The sequence below is a fragment of the Ensifer sp. B1-9 genome, assembly GCF_050474445.1.
Lineage (GTDB): Bacteria > Pseudomonadota > Alphaproteobacteria > Rhizobiales > Rhizobiaceae > Ensifer.
The window spans coordinates 191,611-212,455 of record NZ_JBCHVG010000003.1; the positions used below are offsets into that span (position 1 = coordinate 191,611).

Here is a 20,845-nt window from a genome sequence, read left to right on the forward strand (position 1 = left end):
TTATGCCGCGGTCGCTGCTGACCCGGCATAAGGATGCCGTCAATCTGCCGCCGCGCCCGAAGGGCCGCACCGTTGTTACCGGTGCGGGCAAGGGTTCGGCGCAGATGGCGAAAGCGCTGGAGCGCCATTGGGATGGTCCGTGGGGTCGTCGGTACGCGATAGCGGTTCGGCGTCGCCTGCGGCAGGATCCAAGTTATCGCAGCATCGCATCCGGTAGCTGACGAGGCGGGGCTTCGCCTCGAGGCGGCTCTTGAAAGCGGTCTCAAGTCTGTCTGCGGACGACCTGCTCATCGCGCTCCTAGGTGGCGGCGGCTCGGCGCTGCTGCCGATGCCGTCCGGGAGCATGACGCTCGTGGACGAGATAGCTCAGACTTACCCTTAGTCGAATTCGCAGGTCGGCTCGCCTTGCTCATTGCGCGCGCATTCGTCCGTTCGCGGGCGCAAGTGGGACAGCGGCGTGGAGCCAGCAAAACCCAACGTTCCCTGCCAATGCCGGATCATGTTCAAGCGAAATGGCTAAGCAAAAGCCCCGCATCCGGACGAGCCTTGTTTGGGCCGCGACGACAGGAAGTGGGTTGGCTCCGGAACGGGGGTATATCATTCGGGTTTCCGAACGCGCTGGCCACGCATCATCCGGAAATCCGAACGCGATCGAGCGGGCCAGCAATCAGGATAGATTGATTTCAATGGTTTAGCGGCGCTGCTCGCATCCGCTCGAATTGGCACGCGTGTTGCTCTCTCCAGGTAACCCCCCGCTCGGCCGCGGGTGGATGGAGAGGAGAAAACATTCAATGACTGTTGCCTTGAACCGTGTAGAGCATGACCTGCTCGGGGATCGGGAGGTCCCCATGGACGCCTACTATGGTGTTCACACCCTGCGCGCCGTCGAAAACTTCGCGGTGACCGGAATTCCGATCTCCCACTATCCGGACCTGATCCGCGCGCTCGCGCAGATCAAGATGGCGGCCGCACGGGCCAATCTGGAGCTGGGGCAGCTCGATGCTCAAAGGGCGGAGGCGATCGTTGCAGCCTGCCGGGAAATCGAAGCCGGCGCGCTCAACGATCAATTCGTCGTGGATGTGATCCAAGGCGGCGCGGGCACCTCCACCAACATGAACGCCAATGAGGTGATCGCCAATCGGGCGCTCGAGGTCCTGGGGCGCGTGCGCGGTGACTACAGGCATCTGCATCCGAACGAACACGTCAACCTTGGCCAGTCCACCAACGACGTCTATCCGACGGCGCTGAAGCTTGCGACCTATAGCGGCATCTTCCGTTTGATCGATGCCATGGCGCATCTCCGGGCGGCTTTCGAGCGCAAGGCGGACGAATTCCACGACATCCTCAAGATGGGCCGTACCCAGTTGCAGGACGCAGTGCCGATGACGCTGGGGCAGGAGTTCTCCACCTATGCGGTGATGCTGTCCGAAGACGAGCAGCGGTTGCGCGAAGCTGCGCTACTGATCCGCGAGATCAACCTCGGCGCCACCGCCATCGGCACGGGCATCACCGCCCATCCCGACTACGCGTCCCTGGTTTGTCGGTTGCTTGCTGAGATCAGTGGTGTGCCGGTGATCACCGCGCCCAATCTCATCGAAGCCACACAGGATTGCGGTAGCTTCGTCCAGCTTTCGGGTGTCTTGAAGCGCGTCGCGGTGAAGCTCTCCAAGGTGTGCAACGATCTGCGGCTGCTTTCCAGCGGCCCGCGGGCGGGCTTCGGCGAGATCAACCTGCCGCCGCGCCAGGCCGGCTCCTCGATCATGCCCGGCAAGGTCAATCCGGTGATCCCGGAAGTCGTCAACCAGATCGCCTTCGAGGTGATCGGCAACGACCTGACGGTGACCTTCGCCGCCGAGGCGGGCCAACTGCAGCTCAACGCTTTCGAACCGATCATCGCCCACAGCCTGTTCAAGAGCATCGGCCACCTCCGTCAGGGATGCCTGATCCTCGCCGACAAATGCGTCGACGGCATCACCGCGAACCGCGAACACCTGGAAGCAAGCGTGCTGGGCTCGATCGGCATCGTCACCGCGCTCAACCCGATCATCGGCTATGCCAATGCGACCGAGATCGCAGCCGAGGCGCACCGGACCGGCAAAGGCGTCGCCGAACTCGTGGAGGCGCGCGGCCTGATGACGGCCGAAACCCTTGCCGAAGCCTTGCGCCCCGAGGCTCTGACCAAACCGCGCCCGATCATGGCTCGCAACTGAACCACCCCAACTGTTGACTGAAAATCCGCCCGGATGAGCCGGGCGGAGGGAGGAAGGAGATTATCATGAAGATAAACAAGCAGACGACCTGGATCGTCATCGCGATGATCCTGGGGGTCATCGTCGGCTATGGCTGCAACGTCCTGTCGGGGAGCCCGGCTGCAGCAAAGGACATCGCCGGCTATTTCGCAATGGTGACGGACATTTTTCTGCGGCTGATCAAGATGATCATCGCGCCGCTGATCTTCACCACTCTCGTCGCCGGCATGGCCGGCATGGGCGACGCCCGCACGGTTGGGCGCATCGGCGGCAAGGCGCTCGGCTGGTTCCTGATGGCGTCGCTCGCGTCGCTGGCGATCGGCCTCGTCTTCGCCAACCTTTTCCAACCCGGCGCCAATGTCGGCGTGCCGCTGCCCGACATTTCGGCCACCGCCGACTTGAAGACGTCGTCGCTCAATCTGAAGGATTTCATTACCCACGTCTTCCCGCGCAACATCTTCGAAGCGATGGCGAACAACGAGATCCTCCAGATCCTCGTCTTCTCGGTGTTCTTCGGTCTTGCGCTCGGCAGCCTGAAGGACACGAAGGCCCGCGCCCTGATCGAAGTCATCGAAGGTGCCGTCCCGGTAATGCTGAAGGTGACCGACTATGTGATGCGCTTCGCCCCGCTCGGCGTCTTTGCCGCGGTCGCCAACGTCGTCACCGTCCAGGGCCTCGGCATCCTGATAGTCTACGGCAAGTTCGTCGGCAGCTTCTACACGACGCTTGTCGTGCTCTGGGCCGTGCTGGTCGGTGCCGGTTTCCTGGTGCTGGGCTCGAACGTGTTCCGCCTGGTCAAGGAAGTGCGCCAGCCGATGCTCGTTGGCTTCTCCACCGCCTCCAGCGAAGCGGCCTATCCGCGCGTCATGGAGAAGCTGGAAGACTTCGGCGTGAAGGAGCGCGTCATCGGCTTCGTCCTGCCGCTCGGCTACTCCTTCAACCTCGACGGCTCGATGATCTATACGGCCTTCGCTGCGTTGTTCATCTCCCAGGCCTATGGCCTGCCGCTCACCATTGAACAGCAGATCGTCATGCTGCTGGTCCTCATGGTTTCGAGCAAGGGCATCGCCGGCGTGCCGCGCTCTGCGCTGGTCGTCGTTGCCGCGGTACTGCCAATGTTCAACCTGCCTGAGGCCGGCGTGCTCCTGATCATGGGCATCGACCACTTCCTCGACATGGGGCGTACCGCCACCAACGTGCTGGGCAATGCGATCGCCACGACGGTCGTCGCCAAGTGGGAAAACGCACTCGACATTCCTGACGAAGCGGAACAGCGCACACGCGAAAGACTGGTCGCAGCCGAATAGGCCGCCGCCCAATGACGGTCTGCCCGCTTTCTCTTGAGAAGGCGGGCAGACCACCGCATGCTCGCTCGGCCTCATCGGATGTGGTAGGGAGCCGGATCAACAATAGTGTTGCGGCGTGCGCATCCGCTCCCAATCGTGCCAATGTCGATCGCCTCTTTTGTCCGCAAATACGGTTTGTTGCTCCCCGGCCTCGCCGCCGTGGCGCTCGTTGTCGGCCTTGCGGGCTTTCGCATCAGCGAGACGCTGGGCCTGGCGGAGTTACAGAGAACGGGAACGCAACGCCTCGAGCTCTATGCCACCAGCCTGAACAGGCAGATCGACAAATACGCCTATTTCCCGGCGACGCTCGGCCTGGAGCGGGACGTGATCGACCTGATCGCGCACGGTAAGCCGCTCACCGACACCGTCAACCGCTACCTCGAGCAGCTCAACCTGCGGGCAGGCACGCTGTCGATCTACCTGCTCGATCGCGGGGGACACGTGGTCGCCGCCAGCAACTGGAACCGCCCTGACAGCTTCATCGGCGAGGACCTGTCTTATCGCTCCTATTTCAACGATTCCATCAAGGGGCGCCCCGGCCGGCTTTTCGGCATCGGTACCACCCGCGGCGAGCCCGGCTACTATCTCTCTTCGCCTTTGCTCGCGAACGGCGCTGTCGTCGGCGTGGCTGCGGTCAAAGTCAGCCTTGAACAGTTGGAACAGTCCTGGGCGACCGTCGAAGTGCCGGTCATCGTCACGGACCAGAACGGCGTCGTTATCCTTGCGTCCGTACCCTCCTGGAAATTTACTACGCTGCGCCCGCTGCCGGACCAAGAGCGGCGACGTCTGGAGCGCAGTCTGCAGTACAACGCCCGCCCGCTTCCCTCGCTCGGACTGCGGCGCGAGGAGGCTTTCAGCGAAAATGCCACCCTCGTGCGGCTCGCGCCATCGGCGGACGTCGACGGTGGTTTCAAGCTGTCGGGCAACTTTCTGGCGCAGACCGCCCCGATGGGCGACACTGGCTGGTCGCTGACGGTGCTCTCCCCCGCCGGCGAAATCGGTGCGATCGCTTGGACTCGTGCGGCGCTGGCCGCAATCGCCAGCGCCTTCGTCGGCATCGTGCTTGTGCTGCTTGACCAACGGCGGCGGCATCTGCACGACCAACTGCGAGCTCGCGAAGCGCTGCAGCGCGCCCATGACGAGCTGGAGCGCAAGGTCGAGGAACGGACACGGACGTTGCGGGCCGCGCAGGACGAGCTCGTCCATGCCGCTAAACTGGCAACGATCGGGCAGATTTCCGCCGGCCTTGCCCATGAGATAAACCAGCCCCTGGCGGCGCTGCGGACCCTTTCCGGCAATGCGGTCAAATTCCTCCGGCGCGGCGATGTCGCGACCGCCGAAAGCAATCTCTACCGCATCGGCGGCATCGTCGACGGGCTGGGCGCGCTTACCAACCAGCTCAAGTCCTTCGCCCGCAAATCCTCGGGTACGCCGGGTCCGGTCGATGTCCGACGCGCCGTCGACAACGCGCTGTTCTTGCTCGACCAGCGCCTGCGCCGCGCGAACGTGGCTGTGTCCACCGAGATCGGGACGGGCGAGATTACGGCGCTCTGCGATGCCAACCGTTTGGAGCAGGTCATGGTCAACCTGATTGCCAATGCGCTGGACGCCATCGAAAACGCAGCCTCGCCTGCTCTGCGCCTTCGCGGTTGGCGCGAAGATGGACGCGCGGTCATCGAGGTCCATGACAACGGACCGGGCCTGCCGGAACACGTGCGCGAGCACCTCTTCGAGCCCTTCTTCACGACGAAGGAAAGCAACAGGGGCTTGGGGCTCGGCTTGGCCATTTCGTCGGAAATCGTGCACCATTTCGGTGGAACGCTGACCGGGGCGAACCACCCTCAGGGCGGCGCGATTTTCACCGTCGTCCTGCCCGCACCCGGTATCGGAGAAACGCCATGAGCGACAACCTCAAGGTCTTGATCGTCGAGGACGAGCCGAACGTCCGCCTTGGATGCCAGCAGACGCTCGAGCTTGAAGGCATGGATGTCGAAGCGGTGGAGAGCGCCGAGAAGGCGCGACGGCTCGTTCCTGTCGACTTTTCGGGAATCGTCGTTACCGACATCCGCCTGCCGGGCGACGACGGCATGGCGCTCATGCATGATCTTCTGCGGCAGGACCGCGACCTGCCGGTCGTCTTGATGACCGGGCATGGCGACGTTTCTCTGGCAGTTCAAGCGATGAAGGACGGAGCCCACGACTTCATCGAGAAGCCGTTCTCGCCCGACTATTTCGTCGAGGTCGTGCGGAGAGCGCTTGAAAAGCGCAGGCTGACGCTGGAGGTGCGCGAACTGCGCGCGCGGCTTGAGAACAGGCAAATGACCGCCGCTCGCATTATCGGAGGCTCTGACGCCATCGAGAGGGTGCGTCACCTCATCGGCGAGCTCGGCAACAGCGCTGCGGATGTGCTGATCCAGGGCGAGACCGGAACCGGCAAGGAACTCGTGGCACGCTGCCTGCACGATGCCAGCCCGAGGCGGAGCGGCAATTTCGTCGCCATCAATTGCGGCGGGTTCCCCGAAAACCTGTTCGACAGCGAAATTTTCGGTCACGAGCCGGGCGCCTTCACCGGTGCCGCAAAGCGCCGGATCGGCAAGATCGAGCACGCCAGTGGCGGCACGCTGTTTCTCGACGAGATCGAGAGCATGCCGATCGCCATGCAGGTCAAGCTGCTCCGGGTGCTGCAGGAGCGAACGCTCGAGCGCCTGGGATCGAACACGCCGATCTCCATCGACTGCCGCGTCGTCGCTGCGACCAAGGTCGATCTGGCGGCGCTTGCGGAACGAGGAGAGTTTCGTGCCGATCTCTATTATCGGCTGAATGTCGCAACGCTACCCTTGCCACCCTTGCGCCAGCGCCGCGAGGACATCGGCCTGCTGTTCGAGCATTTTGCCCTGCAGGCGGCGTCACGCCACGAGCGGGCCGTGCTCGATCCCGATGCTGAGCGGACAAGGCGGCTGCTTGCCTATCATTGGCCGGGTAATGTGCGCGAGCTGCGCAATGTCGCTGAGCGCTGCGTGCTGGGCATCGAGACCGGCTTTCCGCCTTTCGGCGGAGTGGCGGACGCGACCTCTCGCCCTCTGGCACAAACCGTGGAAGCTTTCGAGCGCGCGCTGATCGCCGAAGCCCTCAGCCGCAACGGCAATAGCCTCGCCCGCACCAGCGAGGAATTACTGACGCCAAAGGCGACCCTGCACGATAAAATCCGCAAGTACGGCTTGACGTGATGCCGATCTGTCGCTTGGCACTTGGCACTTGAATAGCGTCTTCCTCACTTCGTGGGAGGATGAGCTTGTTGAGCGGCAGCATGCGTGCTCTGAGGAGTTCCGAGCGTGCTTTGCCTACGGCATGTCTCCTTAAGTCAATCCGATTTGAGGAGACATGCAGCAAATCAAAGTGCTGCAGCGACCTTTGCGCGTCTGATGAGACGCGCGGCGCTGTAGAGAGCCGGTGCAGGTCCGCTGTTGCCTCGCACAATGTATCATCTGGAAACGACGTATCATCTGGAAACGACGGCGTACGAATTTCGTTAGCCGTCACGAACGGTGAGGAGGTTCCGTTCTCCGGAATACCCTTCGCCGCTACGAACATGCGACGGTTTGCATTGATGACGCCCCTTTCCCGCGCAAGTGCGTTGACGAGCTGATCGAGGGGAATGAACAGGTGAGCTTCGCCGAGATCGAGTAAAACGAGGGGTCGTACGGAAGCGGGCAAGCCCCGCAGCGATTTCATAGCCTAATCCAGGCACTAAAGCTTGTAGCCGATCTGCCGCAGCAGGTCTTTCCGCCACGCAATGTCTGAGTCCGTTTCGACACCCAGCGGTGAGGCGCCATCCACCACGCCGAGCACGCCGCGACCCAACTCCGTTTGCGCGACGATCACCTGTGTCGGGTTGGCCGTCGCACAGTAAATGCGGCAAACCTCCGGCACGACACGCACGGCGGCCAGCACATTCACGGGAAAGAATCCGTCACCCAAGAAGATCAGGAAGGTGTGGCCGGCGCCAATCGCCAATGCGTTGTCGCGTGCAAGGGCGAGCATGGGCTCGTCATTACCCGACCAGCGCACGAGCCGTTTACCGGAGGCCTCGCAGAAGGCCAGCCCAAAGCGGATGCCAGGAACCGCGCCCACCATCGCCTCGTGGAGGTCTTCCACAGTCTTGATGAAATGGGACTGGCCGAAAATGAAGTTGGCGGCGTCCGGCTTGACGATGGGCACCACGGTGAGTTCCATGGCTGCGCTCCTTCAAGGTAGGCAATGCAATGGTAGCTAGGCGCGCGCAAGGCGATTTCAAGCGGCCATGTTGCGCTGGGACCTAAAGCGACGGAGCCGCGGAACACCGCTTGCGGGCCGTTGCTACCTGAGCAAACGCTTTCTCCATTGGACTTACAATCGCGCAGGAACCGCGCGAAGATCCAGTCGGCTCGACGCGGACGGCCCCGAATCCGCCTTTGACGTTGAAGTGGATGGCGCCGCAGGCTTCAAGCATGTCGCCGCGGGATGAAAGTTCGGTAGCAGGTCGCACGCACGTCGAAGTCTACCTGACACGACCTTCACGCTACATCTTGCCCATAGTAATGATTCCGGAGCAACCACTGCCTGCTCCGGTTCCCCTGAACTTGCCGGTTCCTTTATCTCCTTTTATCGTCCCCGTCAGGATATTGCCTCCTTTCCTTCCCTTATGGACAAATGTGAGGGTAATAGTGACGGCTCCGTTGCTGGAGATTTTTCCCGAGAACCCAAAGCTGGACGACACTGTGCCGTGACTTACGAAAACGGTTGACGAGAGTTCGCGCCAAGCGCCGCAGTCCGTCTTTGCATGCCTTGTTATCCGCCATGTGCCGTCGAAGGCACTCAGGCCGGGCTCCACGCAACGATTGTCGCGGACTTCCGTCCCGTTACCGCAGACGAGCGGACAGACACGATTGCCAATCGCTTTCAGCCCATTCAAAAGCTCCTCGGTCGGAGCGAGTGATGCAAGCTTCAGTCCCTTGCGCCCGGCATATGCCTGCAGGGCCTTCCGGCTGCTGTCACCCCACTTGCCGTCGACTCGGCTGAGGCATCCGATGCGCGCCAGTTCCCTTTGGGTGGCGAACGCGAGTTCGCCGGCAGTCATGTTGGCGGCTGGCGAACCGGACACCTGTGCCTCTGAGTTGGTCTGTTCAAGCGCAGCGACGTCGGTTGGCCTGGCGTTGTCTTCCAGGTTTACGGCGCGTTTGGAATCGGCCGTTTCCTGCTCCGCCGCCTGCCTTTCCTTTTCGTGCGCTCCGATCGCCGCGATCTTCAACTTAGCAAGCGTTCCGAACGCGCCATCGGGGTATTCCCGGAGGTATGCTTCGAAGAAACTGCTTTCGGTCGAATCCTTAATGGAATTCCAGTAGGCAAGCTCCACGGTTCTGTCGGTATCGGCTGTCGCCGCGGGGCTCGTTGCCGGGTCCGGGACCGGCGATGGATTTAGAACAACGGGGCCTGTCAGGGATGAGCTGTCCCAAGGGATCTGCTTGCCGTCCGTGACCTGTAATACGGTGCGACGCACTGCAATAAGATCATCCGTTATGCTCTGCCCGGGTGTGCCGAGGTGTTTCAGCAAGGCCGTCGTGAACGGGGAGTTCCTGCCAGCCCCATCAAGGGCAACGTTTCCCGGCTGAGTTGCGAACGCAATCAGCGAGCCCACGCCGGTATCGAGTTTCGCCAATCCCCGCCCCACGACCATGGACCGCGTTCCCAGGGAGCGGGCCAATGTCACGGCAAGTGGATTGTCACGGCACGCGTCGAGGAACACCAAGTTGACCTTGGCGTTACGCTCCATGGCGGAGAGCACGAGCTCGATCGGCAACGCCTCGAAATCCAGATCGTTGTTTGAGCGAAGCTGCGCGTCGACTGGGATCATGTAGTTGACCCCGTTTACCTGCAGCCCGTGACCGGCATAGAAAAAGAGCGACACGTCAGCGCCTTCGACTTTGCCCACAAACTCTCGGATCGACCGACGCATTCCCGCCAGGTCGAGATCGCGGCCGGTCACCACCACGAATCCCAGTCCTGTCAACTTCGACGCCATGTCGCTGGCGTCATTCTGAGGGTTCGTAAGCTGTGGCGCGTGCTGATAGGCCGAGTTTCCTATGACCAGCGCGACGCGCTTTTCGGCCCAAGCGTAGGAGCTTAGAAAAAAGAACGAGAGCACAACGGCCGCACGAAGAAAATACATAGGAGCCAGCCCCGCCGACCATGCTCCCAAGTCGAAATCGACGTTTGGCAGGCACCCCCGATTGTCGTTGTCAGCGCATCGGACCAGCCTAAGGGATTGCAGTCGGGATGAATTGAGAATGATCCCAGACGCGGATGTCGTCAACCAAGGCCCGAACGCTGTCGAAGCTTAGGTGGCGTCGTCGGGTGTCGTCACATAATCGGTACGCAGTCGCTCGTCTCATCTTGGCTGGATCGGTCGGATCCCCCATCACCACATTTTGGAAGAGCCGCTCAGTGAAGATCGGAGTTCGATAGGCACGCGAGGGGCAGGGTTCAGCTCAATGGCTTGTTGCCGTGAGATCCCGGGCCGCCATGATGATAGTGGTTGGCAACCGCCGACGTCGCCATACCAGCCTCCAAGCACGCACCGATGAAGGCATCCCGGGCGACCGTTGCTGGAACAGAGCGGTTCAGCGCACAGCGGCACGTTATGACGGCTCGTTCATAGCCTTGTCCGTGCCGTATCGGCCATTCATGTTCTAGAAAGTCCAGCGCGTCGTAGACCGATGCAAAAATGCGGTTCGATCCTGACTGCAAACGAACAGATAGCGGGACCGCCCAAGGTATCTCGGGAAGGCGCATATTGTCCTCCTTCCGCAGGCTAACAGGATGAAAAAGAACACCAAAATGATACAGCGACGGCGCCCGCGGTTCAACGTCAACACGGCGGGTACCAAGGGGGCGGGGCTCGTCTGTTCGTCGTACGGATTTATGCGAATGACGTAGAAGTTGGCATCAAGGCCGCTTCGGTTTCGTCGATTGTTGCCGGTAGCATTCTTGGATCTCAAAGCCTTTTCGGCCTTCTTCCGGGGGCGGAAAGTCCATCGCGTCGCGACTGAGCCCGCCAGCATCACCTCTTCCCCGCAAGCATTCGTGGTTGCAGGATTAGGTGTGCCATTTTCGCTCATTCTTTCGGGCGCGAAGGATTTTAACTATGTTTACATTCTTTAAATTAGCAAATTGAAATATCTTGCTTGCTAATCCGCCAAATGTGTTATTAATTTATTAAGGATATAGGTTGCCGAAGCCCGGTGGGACAAAGAGCGGCTGAGGAAACCAACATAAATTTCAGGAAGTTAGTTTGGGAGCGGCTGTTTTTTCTGGCTGCCCCGATAGGAGTAGTCGTGCGCGAATTTTTCTCGCCCCGAGAGGGCGTGCCGACGGCAAGGACACCGGCTCAGACTGGCCAGTATTCTTGCCTCTGCTTGGCCAAGAATAGCAGGGTTGCTTCTTCTTCCAATGTTCGACCAATCGGGCGATCGCGAGCAGGTCGTCGCGGGCTCACACTCGGTCGCTCCACACACGACATCGATGCTTTGGCGCTCTCTGCGCCCTGCATGAAGGATTTCAATCAACGGTGGGATGAGATCGCCGACGGCGCAAAGGCACGCCATCGGACGGGCATCGCATAAAACCACAGTGCCTCGATAAGGGGTACGCATGGCGGGAGGGGTAATATCATGGCTACGCAGACCACGGGTGGTGGAAGCACTACATCTTTCAGCAACGCACCGCAGGCGCAGGGCGACGCCTATGCGTGGACCGAGGATCAGCTGAAGGCATCTAGCCTCTACAATTCCAGTACCAACACCATCACCCTGGACGTGATGGCCAACGATCTTGGCGGTAAAGCGAAGACTCTCTGGTCGATCGACGACGGCGGCTCGAATTTCATGACGGAGCTGTTGCAGAGCAATATCACAACCAGTTGGGAGAGGACCGCAGAAGGAAACTGGATGCGAATCTCCAACGGAAAGATCGAATATAGAATTGCTGACGGCTCCAACTCGCCCGACAATGCCCGGAGCGTCGACTCCCTGGCAGGCGGCGAACACATACAGGACTCGTTCTACTATTCGATCCGGCTCGGCAACGGCACGCTGAGCTACGCCAAGGTGACGCTGGACATAACGGGCCAGAACGACGGGCCGACGTTCGGCGGCAGTTACGAAGGGAGCGTCGTCGAAGCGGGAGGCACGAACAACAGCGATCCCGGTTCGCCGACAGCCACCGGTACGCTGCACGTTTATGATGCCGATTCCAACCAGAACCATTTCCAGGCACCGCTGGAGGCCGCGCTCGAGGGTACGTACGGCAAGTTCAGCTTCGACGCGTCCACAGGGGCTTGGACCTACGCACTCGACAATGCTCGCTTGGCGACCCAGGCGCTTCCCGCCGGACAGCATGTCACGGACAAGCTGACCGTGTGGTCCGCGGACGGGACCGCCAGCCAAGACATCGTAGTGACCGTTACCGGCACCAATGATGCGCCGACGACGTCGGCGGTGACGCTGACGGCGATTGCCGAGGACAGCGGTGCGCGGCTGATCACCCAGGCCGAGCTGCTCGCCCATGCCGCCGACGTCGACGGCGACAGCCTGACGGCGACGAACCTGCAGATTTCGGCGGGCGGGGGCTCGCTCACCAACAATGGCGACGGCACCTGGAGCTACACGCCGGCCGTCAACGACGACACCGGCGTGTCGTTCAGCTACACGGTCAGCGACGGCCAGGGCGGCAGCGTCGCCGGTTCGGCCAGCCTCGACATTACCCCGGTCAACGACGCGCCGACGACGTCGGCGGTGACGCTGACGGCGATTGCCGAGGACAGCGGTGCGCGGCTGATCACCCAGGCCGAGCTGCTCGCCCACGCCGCCGACGTCGACGGCGACAGCCTGACGGCGACGAACCTGCAGATTTCGGCGGGCGGGGGCTCGCTCACCAACAATGGCGACGGCACCTGGAGCTACACGCCGGCCGTCAACGACGACACCGGCGTGTCGTTCAGCTACACGGTCAGCGACGGCCAGGGCGGCAGCGTCGCCGGTTCGGCCAGCCTCGACATTACCCCGGTCAACGACGCGCCGACGACGTCGGCGGTGACGCTGACGGCGATTGCCGAGGATAGCGGTGCGCGGCTGATCACCCAGGCCGAGCTGCTCGCCCATGCCGCCGACGTCGACAGCCCGACGCTGACGGCGACGGGGCTGACGATCGACGGCGGCGGCAACGGCACGCTCGTCGACAATCTCAACGGCACCTGGAGCTACACGCCGGCCGCCAATGACGACACCGGGGTGTCGTTCAGCTACACGATCAGCGACGGCCAGGGCGGCAGCGTTGCCGGTTCGGCCAGCCTCGACATCACCGCGGTCAACGACGCGCCCGTCAATACAGTGCCAGGTACACAGACGGTCAATTCGAATACTGCAACCGTGATCGGCAGTGTTGCCGTGGTCGACGTAGACAGCGCCAATGTCACCACGACTGTCTCTGTCTCCCATGGCAAGCTGACAGCCGGAACGGGCGGTGGTGTGATCGTCGGCAACAACGGTTCCAACACCGTAACGATCAGTGGCACACTGGTCCAGGTCAATGCCGCACTGGCTGCGCTGAGCTATCTCAGCGACATTAATTACAGCGGCGCCGACACGCTGACGGTTGCAACATCGGACGGCTTCCTGAGCGACACCGATACGGTGGGGCTGACGGTCAATCCGCCGCCCAATCAAGCTCCGGCAGCGCCCACTTTCGCCTTCAATGCCGGCGCGGTGAGCGGAGACGACGGTAACAAGCTGCTGTCGGGCACACTCGTCGGTACATTCGCAGCGGTCGATCCGAATGGCGATTCCGTCACGTACAGTTTTGCCAGTGGGACGACCACCGGTTTGAGCCTGAATCCCACTACGGGCGCACTCACTCTTTCTGCCGACCTCAACAATGTGGACCAAACGTTCAGCGTGGTTGCGACTGACTCGGTCAGCAATCAGTCAACCTCGACAACGGTGAGGCTCTGGATTGGAACGTCCGGTGCGAACTCCCCTCCTACATTCACGAATAATAGCGAAACGATCGTTGCCTTCGGCCTGAACCAGAACGATACATTGATCATCACGGGGGGGTCTGGAAATGACATCCTCGTCGGCGGCGCTGGTAACGACACTCTCAGTGGCGGCGGCGGCAACGACTGGCTGATCGGCGGCGCGGGTGATGATGTCCTGAACGGCGGTACCGGAAGCAATACGCTCACCGGCGGGATCGGCAACGACACATTTGTCTTCGGGAAGTTCGCAAGCACGACCAATCATGTCACCGACTTCGACGCGGGCAGCAATTCGACGACCGTCGACACCTTGCGCTTCGACGTGGGGACAGGGGCAAGCGAGTTCTCGCTCGGCAACAACAACCTGACTGTGGAGAACTTCAAGTCTGGCAACAACGCAGCGATCAATTTCGCCGGCACGGAGGTTGCCGTCAAAACGGATGCCAGCGTCACCAATGCTTCCGTCCAGGGAACGATCAACGGCTACGGCAACATCACCACGGGTGCGTTCTTCGTCTTCCACAATACGGATCTAGGTCATGCCGCGGTCTACTACGACCCCAATCCGGCGGTGGCGGGCGGCGCGGTACTTGTCGCGGAACTCGACAATGTCACGCTCCTTGGCAATCTCGGCACCTTGAATGCCGGTGATTTCCAGTTCTCTTAGGAGCGACGATGAGCCGGGCACCCAACCAGTCCTCCCTCCAGGCGGTGATGGCCGAACTTCGGCGTGCCGCCTGGCCACTCGTAGCCTTCAGCGCGGCGATCAACATCCTGATGCTGACGGCGGCCCTCTACATGCTGCAGGTCTATAATCGAGTGCTATCGAGCCACAGCCTCGAAACGCTGACGGCGCTCACCGTCATGGCCGTCGTGGCGCTCCTGGCCCTGGCAATATTGGAAACCGTGCGATCGCAGCTGCTTATCGCAACCGGGATCTGGCTGAACGGTCGCCTGTCGCCGGTTCTTCTTGCCGCGTCGATCGAACAGGCGGCCGGAAAGAAGGGTAATGGCGGCGCTCGCACGCTGCGCGACCTCGAGCAATTCGGGAACTTCGTCACCGGCTCGGCAATTTTTCCGATCCTCGACGCGCCCTGGGCGCCGATCTTCTTCGCGGCGATTTTCCTCCTGCACCCGTGGCTCGGCTGGCTGGCATTGGGAGGCGGTATTGCGCTTTTCCTTCTGGCGGTGCTTACGGAGCTTGTCACGCGGCAGCCGGTTGCCCAGGCGAGCGGCGCTCAAAGCAAAGCCTATGCGCAAGCGGAGGCAGCGATCCGAAACGCCGAGGCCATACAGGCGATGGGGATGCTGCAGGCGATGATGTCCAGCTGGAAGGCGGTGCAGAAGGCTGCGGCGGAGGGGCAGGCTACCGCAAGCCTTCGTTCGGCCGCCCTTGCCGCGGCGGCGCGCTTTCTGCGGCTCGGCTTGCAGATCGGCGTTCTCGGGCTCGGAGCCTATCTCGTCGTGCACGCTGAAGCGTCTCCCGGCGCAATGGTGGCTGCCTCCATTCTGATGGGGCGGGCGCTTGCACCCGTCGAGCAGGCGATCGGTACGTGGAAGGCAATCTTAAGCGCGCGATCTGCCTATCACCGACTATCGGTCGTGGCCGGCGCTCGGCGCGACGAGGTTCCCATTCTGCCATTGCCGCGTCCCGAGGGGCGGCTTGTCGTCGAGAATGTCATCGTTGCACGCGAAGGCGGCGGCGAACCGATCCTGAAGGGCGTGAGCTTCCAGCTCGAGCCCGGCGAAGTGCTCGCCGTCATTGGTCCGTCCGCTGCGGGCAAGACGAGTCTGGCAAGGCTCATCGTGGGCGCTTCCACGGCCGGCCATGGCCGGGTGCTCCTTGGGGGCATGGATGTCGCGCAATGGGCAGCGGCCGATCGCGGCCAACATGTCGGCTACCTGCCACAGGACATCGAACTCTTCTCCGGGACCGTCGCCGAGAACATCGCTCGATTTCAGGAGCTCAACGAGCAGTCCTTCAGCGATGTCGTACGCGCTGCGTGCGAGGCCGGGGTACACGAACTCATCAAAGGGCTCCCGAAAGGCTACCACACTGAGATTGGCGAGGCGGGCGCGGTGCTCTCGGGCGGCCAGCGTCAGCGGATCGCGCTTGCCCGCGCGCTCTACCGGGATCCTGCGTTCTTGCTCCTGGACGAACCCAACTCCAACCTTGACGGAGACGGTGAGCAGGCGCTGAACAGTGCGCTTCAAAGGCTCAAGGCCGCCGGAAGAACGATAGTTCTGATCACCCATCGCTCAAATATGATGGAGAGCGTCGACAAGGTTCTCGTGCTTCAGCGCGGTCAGATCGATCTCTTCGGCCCGCGTAACGATGTGTTCCGTGCGATGGAAGAGCGAGCGCGAGCCGCGGCCACTGCCCCTCGATTGGGAGTCGTGAGCGCATGATTGCCAAGCTGCTAACCCCTCTTGGTGGCGATCCCACTGCATACATAGCCACCGACGACGCCCGGCTTCTGCCGCGATTAAGACCTGCTGTGACAACCGGGCTTGTGGTGATCCTCGCTTTTTTTGGCATCTTCGGTGGCTGGGCCGCTCTGGCGCCGCTCGACAGCGCGGCAGTCGCCCAGGGCGTCGTCAAGGTCGAGGGCGAGCGCAAGGTGATCCAGCATCTCGAAGGCGGCATCGTTTCGCAGCTCAAGGTTGCCGATGGCGAACACGTCAAAAGCGGCCAGGTTCTGATCAAGCTGGATGACACGCAGGCAGCCGCGCATCTGGAGCTCCTCAGGAACCGTGTCATATCTCGCAAGGCGTCGGCCGCCCGCCTACGGGCCGAGCGGGACGGAAAAGACGAGATTGCCTTCGAACAAGAGCTTCTGACGTTGTCGTCGTCCTCGGCCGCCGAAGCGGTCGCCGTACAGAACGAAGTTTTCCGGGCGCGGCGCCTGGCGCTCAGCAACGAAACCGGCATTCTGCATCAGCGCATCCTGCAAAGCGAAAATGAGATCAAAGGTCTCGAAGACATGGTCGCTGCCCAGGATCAAGTGATGGTGTCCATCGAAGCAGAAGCGGCTGATCTGGAAAAACTGTCAAAGAAGGGCCTCGCCACGCGCGAGCGGCACCTTCAGCTGCGCCGGCGCCAGGGGGAACTCAAAGGGGAGCGCGCGACGAACATCGCCGCAATCGCCCGCATTCGGGAATCGATGGCGGAGATCGAGCAGCAGATCATGAACCTGTCCACGACCCGTCTGAACGAGGCGGTGGCCGAGCTCAGCAAGGTCGAAGCCGAACTTTTCGATCTCCAGCAGCAGTTGCGCGCGGCCGAGGACGTGCTTGCGCGCGCCGACATCAGGGCGCCCGTCGACGGGGTTGTCATGGGATTGCAGGTCCACACAGCCGGTGGTGTCGTGCGCCCCGGCGAGCCGCTGATGTCGATCGTGCCCGTCGGCCAGAAGCTGGTGGTAGAGGCGATGGTCCGTCCGGAAGACGTTGACACCATCGCCGTCGGGCAGACCGCACATGTCCGGATATCGGCCTTTGCACGGTATGATATGCCGCCGCTCGATGGTCGCGTTGAGCTCGTATCGGCCGATCGCCTGACCGATGACAGAACCGGCGCCGGCTATTTCACGGCTATCATCGTGGTCGATGAGCAAGAGCTCGGCAAACTTGCCGGCCGCAAGCTGCTTCCCGGGATGACCAGCGAAGTGATGATCCGCACCGGCAGTCGAACGATGCTCGCCTATATCGGCGAGCCGCTGGCACGAACGTTTCGCAGGGCCATGCGGGAGAATTGAGGTCGCGATCGGCTGCCGGCCAACCACGCGCTTGTCGCGTGCACGTTCCGGCGGAGTGAGGTCGTCGTTTCGGACGTCGCATTTGTTGTGAGGAGCGGGTCGATCCGCGCCAGCATCCGCCTGGTGCAAGCGGCCAGCGGACGTTCATCGGAGCTTCCTGGCGCTGCCTGCTCATTCTCACCTTCATCCGGAGTGCGGGTTTCGCCTCGTCTACGGTCGCAGTTTGCCTGCGAGGAACGAGACGAAGCGTCGGACCTTTACCGCGATGTGGCGATTGGCCGGATAGACCGCTTGCAGCTGTATCGTGCTGACGTGCCAATCGGAGAGAAGACGTACCAACCGACCCTGCCTGAGATCTTCGCCAACGATAAAGTCGGGCAGGAGGACGATACCGACCCCCAGCAAGGCGGCGTCACGCAGGCCAAGGCTGTGATTGAGTTCCAGCCGGGGCACGATTGGAATCCGGAACTCCTCATCGTTCTTTCTGAACGGCCAGACCCGCCCCCATCTTAATTCGGCGAAGTGGAGGCACGAGTGGTGCGCGAGGTCGTGTGGCGTTTCCGGCGCACCGTATTCGGCTATGTAGGCGGGTGACGCGGAAATCACGAGTGACGATGTCGCCAGTTGCCGGGTGATGAGATTGATGTCGACTTCGAGGCGACCCCGAATGGCCAGGTCGAAGCCATCCTCGACCAGGTTTACCGCCCGATGCGACAGGTCCAGTTCGAGAGACACAGCCGGGTTGAGCTTGAGGAACTCCGAAACGGCCGGCACGATCACCAGATGCCCGAGATCGGGCGGAGCGGACACCCGCAAGCGCCCGACGGCTTCCTTCTGGAACGAGGTGGCCGCCCGTTCCGCCTCCTTTATCTGCGGCAGGATACCCGAAAGAGCTTCCCGATACGCCGCGCCCGCTTCGGTAAGGGCGATCTTGCGCGTCGACCTCTGAAAGAGGCGGATGCCGAGGCGATCCTCGAGCTGCCTGACCTGGGTTCCCACCGTCGCACGCGACATGCCCAGTTCGTCCGCCGCCTTGGTGAAGCTGAGATGCGCGGAAACCGTTAGAAATGCGGCAATCCCGTCAAGCGGATCCAGTGTTTTCATGAGGGCGATTATCCGTTCAATGATGTTAATTTATCGCTCTTATCATGAGACGGAGCACAAAGTAATCGATGGGTGTCCTCAAAGCAGAAGGAGACCCGAGATGAAGACATTCACCTATGCGGCGGTATCACTGCCAGGCCATGGAACGCTCGCAGCGGCGTTCGGAAAACACGTCATACGCATGATGGCCGCCAACACGGGCGGCGCGCTGGGCATGCTCGAGGCCATCGTGCCACCCGGAGAAGGTCCGCCGCTTCATGTGCATGAGCGCGAGGACGAGTTCTTTCGCGTCCTGTCCGGTTGCTTCGGCTTCTGGTGTGCCGGCGACTACGTCGAATTGACCGCAGGGGGCTGCATCGCGCTGCCGCGCGGCGTGCCGCATCGCTTCCGCAACATCGGAGATACCGAAGGCCATCTGATGGTCGTCGTGACGCCGGGCGGGTTCGAGAACTTCTTTCCGATCATCGAGCTCTGCAAGCCCGAAACGCCCGAGCAGATCGCCTCCGTCGCAAAGGATTTCGGCCTGACTTTCCTGCCCGACGACGAACGCAAGATCGCCTGACCCGGCGACGAACTGCCCTCAACTCCGGCACCGAGAACCTCAGCAACGGTCCATCGAAAGGAGACCGAAGGATGACACTCACGCCTTCAAACGAAAACGGAATGACCCTGACAGCCGGCCAGCTGGACGCCTATCTCGCAAAGACCGGTGTCGACCGGCCAGCTTCTCTCGATCTTCCCAGCCTGTCGAGGCTTCACCGCGCGCACCTCATGACCTTCACGTGGGAGGCGCTGGATGCCTTCATGGGATGGCCGTCCTCAATTACCCCGGCTTCCGCCTTCGCCAAGATGGTGGGGGGCAGGCGCGGCGGCTGGTGCTACGAGATGAACGGTCTCTTCGGCGCAGCTCTCGATGCGCTCGGTTTCCGGGTAACCCGTCTTTGCGGCGGCGTCGATCGCGAAAAACTGGGCGACGTTGCCATTGGCAATCACCTGACCCTGCGTGTCGATCTCGACCATCGCTCCTATCTCGCCGAGGTCGGCGTGGCCGATGCCATTATCGAACCCGTGCCGCTTGCCGTTGGACCGATCAGCCAGCGCGGTTTCGATTTTTCGATCGTACCGACGCAGGACGACTGGCTGCGCTTCAACAATCATGCGCATGGCATTGCGCGCAGCTTCGATTTCCGGGCCGACCACAGCGATGAGGCCGCCATGGCTGACACGCATGGCTGGCTGATGCGGGATCCCGGATCGCCGTTCACCAACGCGCTGGCGGTCCTGCGTCATACCGCGAACGGCTATGTCGCACTGCAGAACGACCGCTTGCGCACGGTCACGCCCATCAGCGTTAGCGAACACCGCATTACAAGCGCGGACCATCTCGCGGATACGTTTGAGACCATCTTCGACCTTGAGATTCCCCGGCCCGAACGCGTCTGGGACAAGATCCAGGCGATTGGCCGCGACGAGGCGGCCTGAACGGCGACACCCTTCAACAACGTGGAACTCGAGGAAACACCGATGCTTCACATAGCCGCATGGCTATATCAGGTTCGCACTGAGCAGGGCTCTCACGATTGCCCTAGGTTCGATGAGCAGGCTCCCGCCGGGGCTTCCGTCGAAGAATGCCCGCATTAAAGCTTCATAGCAGTCAATGAAGTCGCGTCCGCCACTCAGACCAGCACGAGTAACGGTCGTCTGGATTCAGCATTTAGTTTCGCTGATTGGCAGGGGGGTGTAGTGAAGCCCCCGCCTTTTCGGCCGCTGCCCGCAAACGCTTGTCTCTGGTCCACAAGGCCGCCCGCTGATCGAGGAGTACCGAGGCCACCAGGTGGGCATCTGTGTAGCCAATGCCCATGCTAAAAATGGCGTGGCGATCAATCATCGTCATGACTTCGTCATGCGTTGCGACGAACGCTTCCCGTTGAGCCGCCAGGAAGGCTATCACGCTACTACGATCCCGAAGGCTGCCCAGCGAGAGTTCTCCAATCACGGCCGGATGGCAGAGAAGACGATCGTCCTCAATAATCCTACGCAGCTCTGCATCGGCATGTCGGAAATGATCAATCCAGATGGAAGTGTCAGCAAGTATCACTTGGCAGCTGCGCTCCGGCGGCGTGGGGCTGCCTCCGCATCCGGCATAGTTCCCCCGAGCGCGATGAGGCGTTTTCCCGATTCCACACGAACAAGCGTCTCCAACGCTTGGCGAACCAGAGCGGAAGTTTCTTTCGTTCCGGTGAGGGACCTGGCCCTTTCCATGAGGGTGTCGTCAAGATTGATAGTCGAGCGCATCGTTTGGTTCCTGATTCCGGTGTT

General features: G+C 61.7%; 15 protein-coding genes and 1 pseudogene. 10 read left to right on the forward strand and 6 right to left on the reverse strand.

Annotated features, from left to right (window positions below):
- Positions 1-2: 2 nt before the first annotated feature.
- From ACQ5BM_RS06680 to ACQ5BM_RS06700, 5 genes and pseudogenes are all read left to right on the forward strand, one after another.
- Positions 3-367 (forward strand): annotated as a pseudogene (locus tag ACQ5BM_RS06680) (DUF4147 domain-containing protein); the annotation flags it as partial.
- Between the two features lie 424 nt (positions 368-791).
- The gene (gene aspA / locus ACQ5BM_RS06685; RefSeq protein WP_429809424.1) at positions 792-2,210 is read left to right on the forward strand and encodes an aspartate ammonia-lyase; all 1,419 of its coding nucleotides are present in this window, start codon (positions 792-794) and stop codon (positions 2,208-2,210) included.
- Between the two features lie 65 nt (positions 2,211-2,275).
- The gene (locus tag ACQ5BM_RS06690) at positions 2,276-3,556 is read left to right on the forward strand and encodes a dicarboxylate/amino acid:cation symporter (RefSeq protein WP_429809426.1); all 1,281 of its coding nucleotides are present in this window, start codon (positions 2,276-2,278) and stop codon (positions 3,554-3,556) included.
- Positions 3,557-3,697: 141 nt separating this feature from the next.
- Positions 3,698-5,497, forward strand: coding sequence for a sensor histidine kinase (locus ACQ5BM_RS06695; RefSeq protein WP_429809428.1), 1,800 nt, complete (start codon positions 3,698-3,700; stop codon positions 5,495-5,497).
- A complete protein-coding gene (locus ACQ5BM_RS06700) occupies positions 5,494-6,822 on the forward strand; it encodes a sigma-54-dependent transcriptional regulator (protein ID WP_429809430.1) in 1,329 nt (442 codons plus the stop codon). Before ACQ5BM_RS06695 ends, ACQ5BM_RS06700 begins: the two co-directional genes overlap by 4 nt.
- A 520-nt stretch (positions 6,823-7,342) precedes the next feature.
- Here the strand turns inward: ACQ5BM_RS06700 and ACQ5BM_RS06705 are convergent.
- The 3 genes from ACQ5BM_RS06705 to ACQ5BM_RS06715 all read right to left on the reverse strand — a co-directional run bounded on the left by ACQ5BM_RS06705 (position 7,343) and on the right by ACQ5BM_RS06715 (position 10,423).
- Positions 7,343-7,828 carry an adenosine-specific kinase gene (locus ACQ5BM_RS06705; protein WP_429809432.1) on the reverse strand — a complete coding sequence of 162 codons (486 nt, stop codon included), beginning with the start codon at positions 7,826-7,828 and terminating at the stop codon, positions 7,343-7,345.
- Positions 7,829-8,153: 325 nt separating this feature from the next.
- Entirely contained in the window at positions 8,154-9,800 is a 1,647-nt protein-coding gene (locus ACQ5BM_RS06710; RefSeq protein WP_429809434.1) for a caspase family protein, read from the reverse strand.
- A 314-nt stretch (positions 9,801-10,114) separates the two neighbouring features.
- Positions 10,115-10,423 carry a DUF982 domain-containing protein gene (locus ACQ5BM_RS06715; protein WP_429809435.1) on the reverse strand — a complete coding sequence of 103 codons (309 nt, stop codon included), beginning with the start codon at positions 10,421-10,423 and terminating at the stop codon, positions 10,115-10,117.
- Between the two features lie 878 nt (positions 10,424-11,301).
- Here ACQ5BM_RS06715 and ACQ5BM_RS06720 point away from each other — a divergent pair.
- From ACQ5BM_RS06720 to ACQ5BM_RS06730, 3 genes are read left to right on the forward strand one after another with little or no spacing between them, the layout of a single operon-like run.
- A complete protein-coding gene (locus ACQ5BM_RS06720; protein ID WP_429809437.1) occupies positions 11,302-14,331 on the forward strand; it encodes a cadherin-like domain-containing protein in 3,030 nt (1,009 codons plus the stop codon).
- 8 nt (positions 14,332-14,339) lie between these two features.
- A complete protein-coding gene (locus ACQ5BM_RS06725) occupies positions 14,340-16,073 on the forward strand; it encodes a type I secretion system permease/ATPase (protein ID WP_429809439.1) in 1,734 nt (577 codons plus the stop codon).
- Entirely contained in the window at positions 16,070-17,422 is a 1,353-nt protein-coding gene (locus ACQ5BM_RS06730) for an HlyD family type I secretion periplasmic adaptor subunit (protein ID WP_429809441.1), read from the forward strand. The genes ACQ5BM_RS06725 and ACQ5BM_RS06730 overlap by 4 nt, the downstream gene beginning before the upstream one ends.
- A 210-nt stretch (positions 17,423-17,632) precedes the next feature.
- Here ACQ5BM_RS06730 and ACQ5BM_RS06735 read toward each other — a convergent pair whose 3' ends face one another.
- Complete coding sequence (locus ACQ5BM_RS06735) at positions 17,633-18,526, reverse strand: LysR family transcriptional regulator (RefSeq protein WP_429809443.1); 894 nt, start codon at positions 18,524-18,526, stop codon at positions 17,633-17,635.
- A gap of 100 nt (positions 18,527-18,626) precedes the next feature.
- Between ACQ5BM_RS06735 and ACQ5BM_RS06740 the strand changes: the two genes are divergently transcribed.
- Entirely contained in the window at positions 18,627-19,088 is a 462-nt protein-coding gene (locus ACQ5BM_RS06740; protein WP_429809445.1) for a cupin domain-containing protein, read from the forward strand.
- Positions 19,089-19,159: 71 nt separating this feature from the next.
- Positions 19,160-20,008 (forward strand): arylamine N-acetyltransferase family protein, encoded by an 849-nt coding sequence (locus ACQ5BM_RS06745; RefSeq protein ID WP_429809446.1) that lies wholly within the window; start codon positions 19,160-19,162, stop codon positions 20,006-20,008.
- Between the two features lie 232 nt (positions 20,009-20,240).
- Here the strand turns inward: ACQ5BM_RS06745 and ACQ5BM_RS06750 are convergent, their stop codons facing one another.
- On the reverse strand, positions 20,241-20,624 hold the full coding sequence (locus ACQ5BM_RS06750; RefSeq protein WP_429809448.1) for a type II toxin-antitoxin system VapC family toxin: 384 nt from the start codon (positions 20,622-20,624) through the stop codon (positions 20,241-20,243).
- Positions 20,621-20,821 carry a type II toxin-antitoxin system VapB family antitoxin gene (locus ACQ5BM_RS06755; protein ID WP_429809450.1) on the reverse strand — a complete coding sequence of 67 codons (201 nt, stop codon included), beginning with the start codon at positions 20,819-20,821 and terminating at the stop codon, positions 20,621-20,623. Before ACQ5BM_RS06755 ends, ACQ5BM_RS06750 begins: the two co-directional genes overlap by 4 nt.
- Between the last annotated feature and the right edge of the window lie 24 nt (positions 20,822-20,845).

What these genes read in the sequence shown, in the direction of transcription:
- aspA (WP_429809424.1), top strand. Translation starts at nt 792, where the DNA reads ATGACTGTTGCCTTGAACCGTGTAGAGCATGACCTGCTCGGGGATCGG.
- ACQ5BM_RS06690 (WP_429809426.1), top strand. Translation starts at nt 2,276, where the DNA reads ATGAAGATAAACAAGCAGACGACCTGGATCGTCATCGCGATGATCCTG.
- ACQ5BM_RS06695 (WP_429809428.1), top strand. Translation starts at nt 3,698, where the DNA reads ATGTCGATCGCCTCTTTTGTCCGCAAATACGGTTTGTTGCTCCCCGGC.
- ACQ5BM_RS06700 (WP_429809430.1), top strand. Translation starts at nt 5,494, where the DNA reads ATGAGCGACAACCTCAAGGTCTTGATCGTCGAGGACGAGCCGAACGTC.
- ACQ5BM_RS06705 (WP_429809432.1), bottom strand. Translation starts at nt 7,828, where the DNA reads ATGGAACTCACCGTGGTGCCCATCGTCAAGCCGGACGCCGCCAACTTC.
- ACQ5BM_RS06710 (WP_429809434.1), bottom strand. Translation starts at nt 9,800, where the DNA reads ATGTATTTTCTTCGTGCGGCCGTTGTGCTCTCGTTCTTTTTTCTAAGC.
- ACQ5BM_RS06715 (WP_429809435.1), bottom strand. Translation starts at nt 10,423, where the DNA reads ATGCGCCTTCCCGAGATACCTTGGGCGGTCCCGCTATCTGTTCGTTTG.
- ACQ5BM_RS06720 (WP_429809437.1), top strand. Translation starts at nt 11,302, where the DNA reads ATGGCTACGCAGACCACGGGTGGTGGAAGCACTACATCTTTCAGCAAC.
- ACQ5BM_RS06725 (WP_429809439.1), top strand. Translation starts at nt 14,340, where the DNA reads ATGAGCCGGGCACCCAACCAGTCCTCCCTCCAGGCGGTGATGGCCGAA.
- ACQ5BM_RS06730 (WP_429809441.1), top strand. Translation starts at nt 16,070, where the DNA reads ATGATTGCCAAGCTGCTAACCCCTCTTGGTGGCGATCCCACTGCATAC.
- ACQ5BM_RS06735 (WP_429809443.1), bottom strand. Translation starts at nt 18,526, where the DNA reads ATGAAAACACTGGATCCGCTTGACGGGATTGCCGCATTTCTAACGGTT.
- ACQ5BM_RS06740 (WP_429809445.1), top strand. Translation starts at nt 18,627, where the DNA reads ATGAAGACATTCACCTATGCGGCGGTATCACTGCCAGGCCATGGAACG.
- ACQ5BM_RS06745 (WP_429809446.1), top strand. Translation starts at nt 19,160, where the DNA reads ATGACACTCACGCCTTCAAACGAAAACGGAATGACCCTGACAGCCGGC.
- ACQ5BM_RS06755 (WP_429809450.1), bottom strand. Translation starts at nt 20,821, where the DNA reads ATGCGCTCGACTATCAATCTTGACGACACCCTCATGGAAAGGGCCAGG.